Below are 12978 nucleotides of genomic sequence, written 5' to 3' on the forward strand. Positions count from 1 at the left end.
CCAACGGGATTGGACGAACAGGCCGTTCACTCCGGCCCGAGGCACCTCATCAGGAGTGAACGGACCGCTTGCCCAACGGAATTGGACGAACGGGCCGTTCGCTCAACCGCTGATCCGGCCCGGTTCGATGAGGCGGACTCCGTGCAGGCGGCGGACGAAGTCGGCGCCGAAGGCGGTGGACGGGGTGTGCGCGCCCGGGCGGGTGCCGCCCGTCAGCAGGCCGCCGACGGAGCGCAGCACCGCGTCCACCGTGAACTCGTAGGTGTCGGGCCCGATCAGCGCCGCCGTCACCGAGCGGCCGGCGTCGTCGGTCGCCTCCGCGAAGACCTCCACCCAACTCCGCGCCCGCTGCGCCGATCCGGGCCCGCCGACCAGCGAACCGATCACGGCCTTGCCGACGCGCTGCGCGACGGGCCGCCCCAGCACCGCCCTGCCGAGCGCGGTCGCCGTCGGCCCCAAGCGGTGCAGTCCCGGCAGCCGGGTGAAGGTGGTGATGTTCGGGATGCCGGTGCTGCGGTAGGCCGTGCTGACATCGCCCCACGGCAACGAGGACACCCGGTGGTGCCCGGACGGGAACGGCACGTCCCGGTGCCGCCAGCCCATCGGAACCGTGCGCAGCACTCCGTCGACGCGAGCCCGCCCGCCGAGCGCGGCGCCCTCCAGCGCGCTCTTCACCGTGCCGCCGCTGATCCCGCCGCTGGCCTGGAACGCCAGATCGAGGTTCGTGGCGCCCGGCAAGGCGGTGGCGACCATCGCGGCCAGGCAGTCGGTCGGCACCACGTCGAATCCCGCGCCGGGCAGCAGCACCACCCCCGCGTCGACGGCGTCCCCGTGCCGGGCGAACACGGACTCGAACACGTCGATCTCGCCGGTGATGTCCACGTAGTGCGTTCCCGACGCCAGGCAGGCCGCCACCATCGGCGTCGAAGTCGCCGAAAACGGTCCGGCGCAGTGCGCCACCAGGTCGACGTCCGCCAGCGCCGCCGCGGCGGCGGCCTCCGCGCGCACGTCGAACACCCGGTACGGCAGGCCCAGCGGAGTCGCGACGCGCGCGAGCTTCGCGGGGTCGCGCCCGGCGAGCACCGGCCGCTGCCCCCGGTCGAGGGCGCGTTCCGCGATGAGCCGCCCCGTGTACCCGGTGGCGCCGTAGATCATCCAGGTCACGAGAACCTCCGAACCGTCATTGCCCGTACAACGAGAACCCGCCACCCCCGTCACGGGTTGCCTTGCGGCCCCGATCCGTCCGCAACCCACACCCACCGAAGCGGGTGAACGGACCGTTCGCCCAACGGCGTTGGACGAACGGTCCGCTCACTACCGCCACGCGCAGCCGCCGCGCAGGGCGAGTTCGGAGTGAACGGACCGTTCGTCCAACGGGATTGGACAAGCGGTCCGTTCACTTCGTCCCGTCGTGCGAAATGCGGACGGCCCGCTCGGTCCGGCGGGGAGCCGGTGGAGCGGGCCGTCACGTCAGGTGCGGTCAGAGGAGGCCGAGGGTCGATTCGACGATCAGCCAGCCGCCGAAGACGGCGAACAGCGCGGCGGCGCCGTAGCGGATGAAGCGCTCCGGCAGGTGCTTGCCCAGCAGCAGGCCGACGCCGATGGCGAGCGCGTCCGCGAGCACCATGCCGACGGTCGACCCGATCCAGGTGCCCAGCCAGTCGTGCTGCGAGGCGAGGGTGACCGTGGCGAGCATCGTCTTGTCGCCGAGCTCGGCGAGGAAGAACGCGAGCGTCACCGCGATCACGGCGGAGCGGGCGGTGCGACCGGCCTTGCTCTTCTCGGCGTCGGTGAGGTGGTCACCGCGCAGCGTCCACGCGGCGAAGCCGAGGAAGGCGATCCCGGCGACCAGGCCGATCCACTCGGTGGGCAGCAGCGCGCCCATGCCGAATCCGAGGGCGACCGAGGCGGCGTGCACGACGGTGGTGGCGAGCGTGATGCCCAGCAGCACCTGCCAGGCGCGGTAGCGGGTGGCGAAGGTCATCGCCATCAACTGGGACTTGTCGCCGAGTTCGGCCACGAAGATCGCCGCGGAACTGACGGCGAAACCGGTCAACACGGTACGAACACCTCTTCCCTGCTTGGACCAGGGCGCGTCACGCCTCCGATCCGACGTGTCTCGGATCGAAGGTCTCGCCCGCCTGCGCATCGAGAGGCTCCGCGACCGGGCGTGCGTCATTGCCGCCAGTATGTCGATCGCGAATTGAGGGCTACTCCCCTTCTGCCGAATAGATTACCCGCCGCACCGGAACAATCAACCCGTCAACTCGAAATCGAGAACACGAATTCGACCGAACCACTCGGCCAAACAATTTTTTCGGCGGGCCGCAAATTATTTTTCCGAATTCCTGGTTCGACGTTTCCCAGCGGGACGATCAGCACCCCCACCAGGCATTTCACCGCTCGGGAAGGGCCGTCTCCGGCGTCCGGAACCGCGTCAACGGCGGACGAGGTGCAATGCGGTCGGGACAGGCCGGGACACCAGCATTCCCACCGCCGAGCAGGTGTCCACCTCGAGCGGATCGTGCGCGCCGACGGTCGGCTCACCCAGTTCCGGGCGCCACAGCGCCGTGCGCAGCAGCCCCGGTTCGGCCAGTTCGTAACCGTTGAACACGGTGTGGAAGTCGTCGGGCGAACGCCAGATCGGCCGCCGCCCGATCCGCTCCGCCACGTCACCGAACCCGCGGACCTGCTCGGCCGTGGCGGTGACCACCGACAGGTGCGAGCAGACCAGGGCGCTGCCCACCGAGCACGCGTCCCGGTACGCCGCGACCACCCCGGAGAGCTCGTCGTCCTCGGTGATGAACGGCAGCGCCGCCATCGCCAGCACCGCAACCGGGCGGGTGAAGTCCAGCAGCCCCGTCACGCCCGGCGCGGTCAGCACGCTGGCCGGTTCGCACAGGTCGGCCTCGGTGACCGTCACCCCGCGCACCCCGTGCAGCTGCGCCTCGGCCAGCCGCACCGTGAACGGGTCGGCGTCGACGTAGGCGATCTTCGCCGTCGGATCCACCCGCTGGGCGGTGCCGTGCACGTCGCCGACCGTGGGCAGTCCCGTTCCCAGGTCGAGGAACTGGTCGATGCCGCGTTCGGCGAGGTAGCGCACCGCGCGGCTCAGGAAGGCGTGGATGACCTGGATGTGCTCGGCGATGTTCGGCAGCACCGGCTTCATGTCCTCGGCGAGCCTGCGGTCGAGCTCGAAATGGCTCGTCCCGCCCAGCAGGTAGTCGAAGACGCGCGCCATCGAGGGCTGCTCCGGCTGCCCCAGGCCCGCCAGCCGTCGTCGCCCGTCCGTGTCGGACGAAGTTCCCATCGCACACCCCCAGGTTCGCGAATTCCCCCAGCCTAGATCGTCGGGGCTCGCCTCGACAGGTGATCGGCCCAGGTGCGGGAGGTCACTCCGCGCAGCGGGAACAGGAGGCGCGGTCGGGCCCGTTGCACGGTCCGGTGCTCCCCCGCTCCTCTCCTCGGGCGGGGGTCACGGCACCAGGTGGTCGCTGTCGCGCGCGTCGGTGACGGCCATGTGGCCGGGGGCGTGCCCGATCGCGAGCGCCGGCCGGGACCGCATCACCGCCGCCTGCGGAGTCACCCCGCACGCCCAGAACACCGGGACCTCCCCCGGCCGGATCGACACCGGTTCCCCGAAGTCCGGTGCATCCAGGTCCCGGATCCCGAGTTCGGCCGGCGACCCGATGTGCACCGGCGCGCCGTGCACCGCGGGGTAGCGGGAGGTCACCCGCACCGCGGTGGCCACCTGGTCGGCGGGCATCGGGCGCATCGACACCACCAGCGGCCCGGCCAGCGCGCCCGCCGGGCGGCACTCGCGGTTCGTCCGGTACATGGGCACGTTGCGGCCCTGCTCGACGTGCCGCACCGGGACGCCCGCTTCGAGCAGCGCGGCCTCGAAGGTGAAGCTGCACCCGATGAGGAACGACACCAGGTCGTCGCGCCACAGGTCGGTGACCTCGCCGCGCTCCTCGACGAGCTCGCCGTGCCGGTAGATCCGGTAGGCGGGCAGGTCGGTGCGCAGGTCCCCGGCGAAGATCGACGCCGCCGTCTCGCCCGGTTCGGTCACGTCCAGCACCGGGCAGGACCGCGGGTTGCGCTGCGCGAACAGCAGGAAGTCGTAGGCGTCCGCGCGCGGCAACGTCAACAGGTTCGCCTGCGTCCACCCCGAGCTGTAGCCCGCCGTCGGCGTCCGGAGACCCGCGCGGAACGCGGCCCTGGCCTGCTCGGGTGTCATCGTCGCGGGCTGCATCTCGCGCTCACCTCTTCGCTGGGGTCACTTGACGGAATCGCACGCGCTGCCCCGGCCGGGCCTGCGCGGCCCGGTCCACGTCGGCGGCGAGCACCACCGCGATCACCGGGTACCCGCCGGTGACGGGGTGGTCGGCGAGGAACAGCGTCGGCCGCCCCGACGGCGGCACCTGCAGGGAACCGAGCGCCATGCCTTCGCTGGGCAGTTCCTCGGTGCGCGCCCTCGGCAGTGCGGGCCCGTCCAGGCGCACGCCCACCCGGTTGAGGTCGGCGCTGGCCGCGAACGCCTCCCCCAGCAGCGCGCTGACGGCCTGCTCGGTGAACCAGTCCGCGCGCGGCCCCAGCACGACCGAGAGCTCCAGGTCTCCGTCGCGCACGGGACGGACCGGGGCCTGGTCGACGACCGGGAACTCCGCGGGCGGCGGCCCGACCGGCAGCCGGGTGCCCGCGGTGAGCTGCGGCGGACCGAGCCCGGAGAGCACGTCGGTGGCGCGGGAACCGAGCACCGGCTCCACGTCGATCCCGCCGCGCACCGCCACGTACCCGCGCAGGCCGCGCGCCGGGGCACCGAGCCGCAGCGACGCTCCGGCGCGGACCCGCAGCACGGTGTTCACCGGTTCCGCTCGGCCGTCCACCGTCAGCGGGGAGTCGGCACCGGTCACCGCCACCGTCACGTCCCGGTCGGGACGCAGCAGCAGTCCACCGAAGGTGGTCTCGATCGCGGCCGCGCCCTCCGCGTTGCCGACGAGGCGGTTCGCCAGCCGCAGCGAGCTCCGATCGGCCGCGCCGGAGACGCCGACCCCGATGCCCGCGTGCCCGCTGCGGCCCAGGTCCTGCACGGTCGCCAGCGGACCGGGCTGCACGATCTCGATCATGAGACTTCCTCGAACCGGACGCGCACGCCGGGCCGCAGCAGCGCGGGCGGCTCCCGGTCGGTGCGCCAGATCTCCAAGTGGGTGCGGCCGATGAGCTGCCAGCCGCCCGGCGACTCCCGCGGGTAGACGCCGCTGAACTCCCCGGCCAGCCCCACCGCGCCCGCGGGCACTCGGGTCCGCGACTCGCCGCGCCGCGGCACGGCCAGCTTCGGCGAGCCACCGGTGAGGTAGCCGAAACCGGGGGCGAACCCGCCGAAGGCGACCGTCCACGGGTGCTCGGTGTGCTCGTGCACGACCTCCCGCTCCGTGAGCCCCGTCAGCTTCGCGACCTCGGCGAGGTCCGCGCCGTCGTAGACCACGGGTACCCGCAGCAGCCCGCCGTCGTCACCGCGCCGCTCGCCGACGCGGACTTCGCGCACCGCCCGTTCGACGGCCGCCGGATCCGCGCGGTCCGGGTCCAGCCGCAGCAGCAGCGTGCGGGCCGCGGGCACCAGGTCGAGCACGCCGTCCGGGGTGGAATCCCGCAGCTCGCCGTGCAGCGCCTGCACCGCGGGCAGGTCGGCCAGCTCCACGAGCAGCGCCGAATCGGCGCAGCGCAGCACCCGCACCTCGCTCACCTCGACCGGTCCGGTGCGAACGGGGCGAGCTCGACGCCGTCGGCCCGCAGCCGGTCCCGCACGGTCTCGGCGATCCGCACCGCTCCGGGGCTGTCGCCGTGCACGCAGATCGACTCGGCCGACACCGCGATCTCGGTGCCGTCGACGGCGTCGATCGGCTCGCCGCGCGCGATGCGCAGGCACCGCCGCGCGATCAGCTCCGGGTCGTGCAGCACGGCACCGGGTTCGCGGCGGGACACCAGGGTCGCCTCCGGGGTGTAGGCGCGGTCTGCGAACGCCTCCCGGAACACCCGCAGGCCCGCGTCGGCGGCCTGCGCGAGCCACGTCGAACCGGGCAGGCCGAGCACCGCGAGCGCCGGGTCGTAGGCGCGCACCGCTTCGACCACCGCCGCGGCCTGCGCCTCGTCGCGCACGATCGCGTTGTAGAGCGCGCCGTGCGGTTTCACGTAGGTCACCGCGGTGCCCTCCACGCGGGCGATGCCGTCGAGCGCGGCCAGCTGGTACAGCACCTCGTCGGTGAGTTCGCGCGGCGGCACGTCGATGAACCTGCGGCCGAACCCGGCGAGGTCCCGGTAGCCGACCTGGGCACCCACCGCGACCGTCCGCGCCGCCGCCTCCGCGCAGGCCCGGCGGATCACGCCGGGGTCTCCGGCGTGGAAACCGCACGCCACGTTCGCACTGGTCACCACGCCCAGCAGCGCGCTGTCGTCGCCGAGTTCCCACCGGCCGAAGCCCTCGGCGAGATCCGAGTTCAGGTCGATCCGCACGTCCCCTCCATTCCTGCCGATCACTGCCACAGCTGCGCGATGGCGCTCAGCGAGTTCACCCCGAAGTACAGCGACAGCAGCCAGGCGAGCACGCCGATCACCAGCAGCCAGCGCGGGTAGCGGTACCCGCCCAGCAGATCACTGCGCCGCGCCGCCACCCACAGCAGCACGCCGAACCCGACGGGCAGGATCAGCCCGTTGAGCGCTCCCGCCATCACCAGCAGCGTCGTCGGCGCCTGGTCCAGCACGAGGAACACGGCGGTGGACACCGCGATGAAGCCGACGACCAGCCAGGTCCGGGCCCGCTCCAGGCCTGCGGAGAAGGTCACCAGGAACGACACCGAGGTGTAGGCGGCACCGACGACCGAGGTGATCGCCGCCGCCCACATGATCAGCCCGAAGGCACGGACGCCGATCTCCCCGGCCGCGTGCCCGAACGCCTCGGCGGTCGGGTTGGCGGAGGTGAGCGTCGCGCCACCGGCCACCACACCGAGCACCGCGAGGAACAGCACGGCCCGCATCACGCCGGTGACCAGCAGCGACAGCACCGAGCTGCGGCTGACGTCGACGATCCGCTCCGGTCCGGTCACGCCGGCGTCGACCAGCCGGTGCGCGCCCGCGTAGGTGATGTAGCCACCGACGGTGCCGCCGATGAGCGTGGTGACGGCGAGGAAGTCGACCTGATCGGGCAGCACGGCCTGGCGCATCGCCTCCCCGACGGGCGGGTCGGACACGATGGCGACGTAGGTGGTGAGCCCGATCATGAGCACGCCCAGCACCACCACGATGCGGTCCATCGCCACACCGGCGCGCTTGCTCAGGAAGATCCCGATGGCCAGCAGCGCGGACAGCGTCCCGCCGATCTTGGCGTCCAGCCCGAACAGGGCGTCGAGCCCGAGCGAGGTGCCGGACACGTTGGCGATGTTGAACACGAGCCCGCCGAACACGACGAGCACGGCCATCGCGTAGCCCAGGCCGGGCAGCACCTTGTTCCCGAGGTCCTGGGCGCGCATGCCGGAGACGCCGATGACGCGCCACACGTTGAGCTGCACGGCGATGTCGATCAGCACGGACAGCACGATGACGAAGGCGAACGCCGCGCCGAGCCGCATGGTGAAGTCGGTGGTCTGGGTGATGAAGCCGGGCCCGATGGCGCTGGTGGCCATCAGGAAGACGGCTCCGATCAGCGCGCCGCGGTGGGCGCCGGTCTTCGTGCTGGTGCCGCTCATGCGTGTCCTTCCGGCCTCCGGTGCGAGCCTCGGGCGCGACTCGCACCCGCGGGCGTGCGCTGGGGTTTCCCCGTGGTCGCCCCCGCCGTGCTCGGCGGTGTCGTCACGATAGGGGTCGTTCAGCGAGGGTTCAATAGTCTGTTCCGACATATCAACGATCCCCATGTAGGACGTTCGATCGTTCAACAATCCCTCGATGCACTCCGCATGGTCTCCCAACTGCGAAAACCGGCGGATTGTCGGACACGCCTACAATCCCGGAGGGCTGGTTACACTTTGGTTTCCGATCACTCCAGTCCTTGGGAGAGGCATGACCAGCGCGCAGTGGGTCGACCGGTTGGCAGCGGACCGGTCCCTGCTCGAACGGACCAGCACCGTCGAGCGGGTCACCGACCTGCTGCGGCAGCGCATCATCCAGGGCGAACTGCCACCCGGCACCCAGCTCTCCGAGGTCAGCGCGAAGGACGCGCTCGGCGTCTCCCGCAACACCCTGCGCGAGGCGTTCCGGCTGCTCGGGCACGAGCGCCTGCTGGTGCACGAGATGCACAAGGGCGTCTCGGTGCGCAAACCCACCAGCGCCGACGTGACCGACCTCTACCGGCTGCGGCGGATCATCGAGGTGGGCGCCGTGCGCAACGCCGCCACCACGAAGACCGACCTGGTGCAGGCCGTGGCCCGCGCGGTCCGCGCGGGCGAGCAGGCGAGCGAGGACGGCGACTGGGGCGAGGTCGGCACCGCCAACATGCGCTTCCACGAAGCGCTGGTCGGCCTCGCCGACAGCCCGCGCATCAACGACGCGATGGCCGGTCTGCTGGCCGAACTGCGCCTGGCGTTCCACGTGATGTCCACCGACGACCAGGGCGAACTCGACCCGCGCCGCACCCGCGGCTTCTACGAGTCCTACGTGGAGCGCAACCGCGCCATCGCCGACAAGGTCGCCGAGGGCGAGCTGGAATCGGCCGCCGCCGACCTGGAGGGCTACCTCGCCGACGCGGAGTCCCACCTCATCGAGGCCTACACCGCCCGGGGCTGATCGCCCGACCGGAAGGCCCCCTTCCGCCGGGCAAGATCATCGTCACCGTGCCGACCGTGGCGAGGCGCTACGACTTCGCACTCAGCGGCAAGGACGACTTCATCCCTGTCTTGTCAGCGGCGAAGCCGCTGAGCAGTGACCACCAAAGCAGGCCGACCACCGGCGGGTTCTCAGCGTTCTTCTCGCGAGGACGGCTTTTCCCTCGTGGCGGAGCCACTAGGGAAAAAGATCCCGCAGCGAGAAGAACGCTGAGGTTCCGCCACCCGACCCCGGAGCAAAACGACCACCACCGGCAGTCAGTCGATCAGGCGGCGGCGCATTGTTGTGTAGGCGAGCACCCACATCAGTCCGGCGAACAGCGCCAGCGCGCCCACGTGCAGCAGGTCGATGCCGGGGCGCAGGCCGAACGCGGCGTGCCGGACGAGCTCCACGCAGTGGTAGAGCGGGTTGAACGCCGCCACCGCGCTCGCCCAGCCGGGCAGCTGGTCGATGGGGAAGAACGTGCCGGCCACCAGGAACAGCGGCGTGATCACGGCGCTCACGATGTAGTTGAACGAGTCGATCGAGGGCACCACCGCCGAACACCAGATGCCGAACAGCGCGAACCCGAGCCCCGTGATCAATCCGATCAGCGGCACCAGCAGCATGCCCGGCGCCGGGTCCAGCCCGAACACCATCGCCACGAACAGCGGAGCGCAGCCGTACACGCCCGACTTGGTGGCGATCCACAGCGCTTCGGCGGCGACGAGTTCGTGCACGTCCACGGGCGCGGCGAGCATCGCGTCGTAGGAGTGCTGGAACTTGCGCCGCACGAACGTGGTGAACATCCCGGCGAACGCGCTGGTGAACAGCACCGAGGTCGCCACCACGCCGGTGCCGAGGAACTCGATGTACGGCAGCCCGCGGATGGTGGCGATCAGCGATCCGAGCCCGAAGCCGAACGCCAGCAGGTAGATCGTCGGTTCCACCACCGAGGAGAACGTGCTCGACAGCCAGTACCGCCGGAACAGGGTCAGTTCCCGCCGCCACACCCCGGCGAACGCGGCCAGTTCGAACCGCCGCAGCCGTTCGGGCGCGTGGCCCGCGATCCGCGCGTCCGTCATTCCACGGCCTCCCCGGTGAGCGAGACGAACACGTCTTCCAGGTTGCTGACCCGGTGGTGCCCGGTGCCGAGCCGCCGGGCCGTCACCTCGGGCATGCCTTCGGCTCGCAGCACCGACACGGCCGGACCGGTGCGGCGCGTCGTCAGGCCCGCTTCGAGGGCGATCGCTTCGACTTCGGCGAGCCTGCCCGGCGGGCCGTAGTACTCGACGACGTCCTGCCCGGCGTGCTCGGCGCGCAGGTCGTCGGGGGTGCCGCTGGCGATGACCCGGCCGCCGGACATCACCGCGACGGCGTCGGCGAGCCGCTCCGCCTCCTCGATGTAGTGCGTGGACATCAGCACGGTGACGCCGTCGGCGCGCAACGCGTCGATCAGCGCCCACAGCTCCTGGCGGACCTGCGGGTCGAGGCCGACGGTGGGTTCGTCGAGCAGCACGATCCGCGGCGAGTGCACCAGGCCGCGGGCGATCAGCAGCCGGCGCCGCATGCCGCCGGAGAGCTCATCGGTCTTCGTATCGGCCCGCTTGCGCAGCTGCGCGAGGTCCAGCGCCCGCTCCACCGCTTCGGCCCGACCGGCCCGCGGCACCCGGTACAGGTGGGCGAAGACCTCCAGGTTCTGCCGGGCGGTGAGCTCCTCGTCGAGGTTGTCCAGCTGCGGCACCACGCCCATCGCGGTGCGCGCCCGCTTCGATTCGCGCGGCACGCGGAAGCCGAGCACTTCGATCTCACCGGCATCGGCCCGCGTCTGCGCGGTGATCAGGCGCATCGTGGTGGACTTGCCCGCGCCGTTCGGTCCCAGCAGCCCCAGGCACGTCCCGGCGGTCACGGTGAGGTCGAGCCCGTCGACGGCGGCGATCTCGCCGTAGCGCTTCACCACACCGCGCAGCGACAGCGCGGACGCCGTCACGGTCTCGACCCGCTCCCGTGTCGTCATGCACCTACCCCCAGGTGGTCGACAGGACTCCGCCAACCGTACTTGCTGACCGGCCTGATCAGGCCGGACGAGACAACGGCCCGTTCCCCGGTACGGGCCCGCCCCGGCCCTCAGCCGAGTCCGGCGAAGAGGTCCTCCTCCGCTCCGTTCGGCCCGCCGCCGGGGCCGCGCACGCCGCGCACGAGCAGGTAGTGCTCGGTCGCGAACTCGGGGCGCCGCACCAGCTGGGCGAAGAAGCCGTCGTCGTCCACGTCGACCTGGCTGCGGTAGTGGCGCAGCGCCGCGATCTTCGCCTCGTGGTGGGCGGCGCCGTCGAGCACCGCCGTGATGTCGGCGTCCGGGACGGTGTTCGGCTTGAAGTCGTCGAACCCGGCCTCCTGCATCCGCATGATGAAGGATTCGGGCAGCACGGTCCAGTAGGTCTTCGGCACGTCCCAGGCCGCGCCGAGCTCCGGGGCGAACTCCGGGTCGGCCGCCGGTTCGAGCGCGTCCATCAGCGCCCGGTGCGCGGCGATGTGGTCGGGGTGGCCGTAGCCGCCGAAGTCGTCGTAGGTGATCACGACGTGCGGCCGTTCGGCGCGCAGCAGCTCCACCATCTCGCGGGTGACCTCGGCCGGGTCGGCCGCGGCGAACACGCCTGCCGAGGAGTTGCTCTCCAACCCCGCCATGCCGCTGTCGCGCCACCGGCCGGGGCCGCCCAGCCAGTGGTGGCGGACGTCGCCGAACTCGCCGAGCGCGGCTTTGATCTCCCCCCGGCGGTGCTCCCCGAGCGCGTCCGGGGAGCCGCGCAGGTGCGCGAGCTCCTCGGAGACGACCTCACCGAGCTCTCCGCTGGTGCACGTCACCAGGCTCACGGTGGCGCCTTCGGCGGTGTACCGGGCCATGGTGGCGCCGGTGGCGGTGGCTTCGTCGTCGGGGTGGGCATGCACGAGTAGCAAGCGGCGGTCGCTCATGCTTTCGAGCCTAGCCAACGCCCCCGACAACGCGGCGGGCTTCCCTGATCGGCGCGAGCAGTTGCGCCGTGCGCAGGACGTCGAGCCGCCACTCGGCCCTGGCGGTCACCTCACAACCGGTCGTTCAGCGCGACCCACACCGGTCCCGGCGCGAACGGCAGCGGTGCACCGGAGGGCGTCGTGTAGCTGGTGCCGACGTCCGGGCCGGGCCGGGACCAGCGGGCCTCGAACGCCTTCCCGTCGCGCAGCACCACGGCCCGGCCGGACCCCACCGTCTCCGCGTGCGGCGAGACGCTGCCCGCGCTGTCGCTCAGCGCGGAGTCGCGGACGCGCACCTCCTGCAGCACCACGGTCCCCGCACCGAGCCGTCCGCTGTCGGTGGCCGCCGCCGGCTCGCCGTCCATCGACACCAGCCACCGCTGCTGCTCCGGCGACCAGGTGAAACCGGTGGAGGCCGCCAGGTAGTCGACCTGCGCGGACTCCCGCGGCACGCCGCCCGCCGGGGCCGGGCCGAACACCAGCGGCGCTTTCGGCGACCAGGCCGCTCCCGCCGGGACCTCGTCGGGACGGACGAACAGGTTGTGCGGGACCGGGCGGTCACCACCGCGGAAGAACGCGCCGGGCAGCTGCTCGGGGCGCACCGGATCCACGGCAGCCGAGTCGAGCTTCGGCAGCAGTTCCGGGGCCGCACCGGAGAACACCAGCGTGGGCCTGCCGAACTGGGACAGCAGTTCCAGGTCCGTCTCCCGCGCGCTGCGCACCGGCCCCACCACCGGCGGGCGCTTCGCGCCGAACACCGCGACGAGCCTGCTCAGCCCGCCTTCCACGGGTTCCACGACGACCACGTCCGCCGAGCCGATGCCGGTCGGCGGTCGCGCCTCCGGCACGTTGTCGATCTTCACCGCGAGCACCGGCGGGGCGCTGCTCGGCGCTCCGGCGGCGGGTGCCTCCGCGGTCGGTTCCGGGGGTGGCGCGGCGCCCTGGGGTTCGTCCGGGGCTCGCTGGGTCCGGGCCGGTTGGCAGGCGAGACCCCCTGCCAGCACGGTCGCCAACACCGCGAGCAGCACCGCCGCCCGCACCAGAACTCCTCGGAATCGCACCATGGCCCACCCCTCACTCGGAGCCCCAGAGTGCCCCCTCTTTCGGGTGACAGGCAAGGCCCGCAAGCCCCTGACCAGGTGTTGTTCTTGGGCGAGCCTCTCCGAGGGTCACGAC

At 72.1% G+C, this 12978-nt stretch carries 13 protein-coding genes; 1 reads left to right on the top strand and 12 read right to left on the bottom strand.

Annotated features, from left to right (window positions below; translation table 11 throughout):
- Window positions 1-102 precede the first annotated feature (102 nt).
- The 8 genes from ACWD38_RS17435 to ACWD38_RS17470 all read right to left on the bottom strand — a co-directional run bounded on the left by ACWD38_RS17435 (window position 103) and on the right by ACWD38_RS17470 (window position 7742).
- Window positions 103-1155, bottom strand: a complete 1053-nt coding sequence (locus ACWD38_RS17435; RefSeq protein WP_221316195.1) for a saccharopine dehydrogenase family protein — start codon at window positions 1153-1155, stop codon at window positions 103-105.
- A gap of 325 nt (window positions 1156-1480) precedes the next feature.
- A complete protein-coding gene (locus tag ACWD38_RS17440) occupies window positions 1481-2059 on the bottom strand; it encodes a TMEM165/GDT1 family protein (RefSeq protein ID WP_343071246.1) in 579 nt (192 codons plus the stop codon).
- A 378-nt stretch (window positions 2060-2437) separates the two neighbouring features.
- Window positions 2438-3310: an SAM-dependent methyltransferase gene (locus ACWD38_RS17445; RefSeq protein WP_184477818.1), complete on the bottom strand. Its 873-nt coding sequence runs from the start codon at window positions 3308-3310 to the stop codon at window positions 2438-2440.
- Between the two features lie 165 nt (window positions 3311-3475).
- Window positions 3476-4255, bottom strand: a complete 780-nt coding sequence (locus tag ACWD38_RS17450) for a putative hydro-lyase (protein ID WP_281398294.1) — start codon at window positions 4253-4255, stop codon at window positions 3476-3478.
- Window positions 4256-4262: 7 nt separating this feature from the next.
- Window positions 4263-5129, bottom strand: a complete 867-nt coding sequence (locus ACWD38_RS17455; RefSeq protein ID WP_184477817.1) for a 5-oxoprolinase subunit C family protein — start codon at window positions 5127-5129, stop codon at window positions 4263-4265.
- The gene (locus ACWD38_RS17460; RefSeq protein ID WP_184484854.1) at window positions 5126-5737 is read right to left on the bottom strand and encodes a carboxyltransferase domain-containing protein; all 612 of its coding nucleotides are present in this window, start codon (window positions 5735-5737) and stop codon (window positions 5126-5128) included. Before ACWD38_RS17460 ends, ACWD38_RS17455 begins: the two co-directional genes overlap by 4 nt.
- Window positions 5738-5742: 5 nt before the next feature.
- The gene (locus ACWD38_RS17465) at window positions 5743-6507 is read right to left on the bottom strand and encodes a LamB/YcsF family protein (RefSeq protein ID WP_343071689.1); all 765 of its coding nucleotides are present in this window, start codon (window positions 6505-6507) and stop codon (window positions 5743-5745) included.
- Window positions 6508-6533: 26 nt separating this feature from the next.
- Window positions 6534-7742 (bottom strand): NRAMP family divalent metal transporter, encoded by a 1209-nt coding sequence (locus ACWD38_RS17470; protein WP_184477815.1) that lies wholly within the window; start codon window positions 7740-7742, stop codon window positions 6534-6536.
- Window positions 7743-8052: 310 nt separating this feature from the next.
- On the opposite strand from ACWD38_RS17470, the gene ACWD38_RS17475 reads away from it, so the two are divergent.
- Complete coding sequence (locus tag ACWD38_RS17475) at window positions 8053-8775, top strand: GntR family transcriptional regulator (RefSeq protein ID WP_184477814.1); 723 nt, start codon at window positions 8053-8055, stop codon at window positions 8773-8775.
- A gap of 296 nt (window positions 8776-9071) precedes the next feature.
- Here ACWD38_RS17475 and ACWD38_RS17480 read toward each other — a convergent pair whose 3' ends face one another.
- From ACWD38_RS17480 to ACWD38_RS17495, 4 genes are all read right to left on the bottom strand, one after another.
- Window positions 9072-9878 (bottom strand): ABC transporter permease, encoded by an 807-nt coding sequence (locus ACWD38_RS17480; RefSeq protein ID WP_184477813.1) that lies wholly within the window; start codon window positions 9876-9878, stop codon window positions 9072-9074.
- Window positions 9875-10810: an ABC transporter ATP-binding protein gene (locus ACWD38_RS17485; protein WP_450124439.1), complete on the bottom strand. Its 936-nt coding sequence runs from the start codon at window positions 10808-10810 to the stop codon at window positions 9875-9877. Before ACWD38_RS17485 ends, ACWD38_RS17480 begins: the two co-directional genes overlap by 4 nt.
- Before the next feature lie 110 nt (window positions 10811-10920).
- Complete coding sequence (gene mshB / locus ACWD38_RS17490; protein WP_450124440.1) at window positions 10921-11763, bottom strand: N-acetyl-1-D-myo-inositol-2-amino-2-deoxy-alpha-D-glucopyranoside deacetylase; 843 nt, start codon at window positions 11761-11763, stop codon at window positions 10921-10923.
- Between the two features lie 110 nt (window positions 11764-11873).
- Window positions 11874-12866 carry a DUF3048 domain-containing protein gene (locus ACWD38_RS17495; RefSeq protein WP_450124441.1) on the bottom strand — a complete coding sequence of 331 codons (993 nt, stop codon included), beginning with the start codon at window positions 12864-12866 and terminating at the stop codon, window positions 11874-11876.
- Window positions 12867-12978 lie beyond the last annotated feature (112 nt).

It is taken from the genome of Saccharopolyspora sp. NPDC002578, assembly GCF_053592695.1.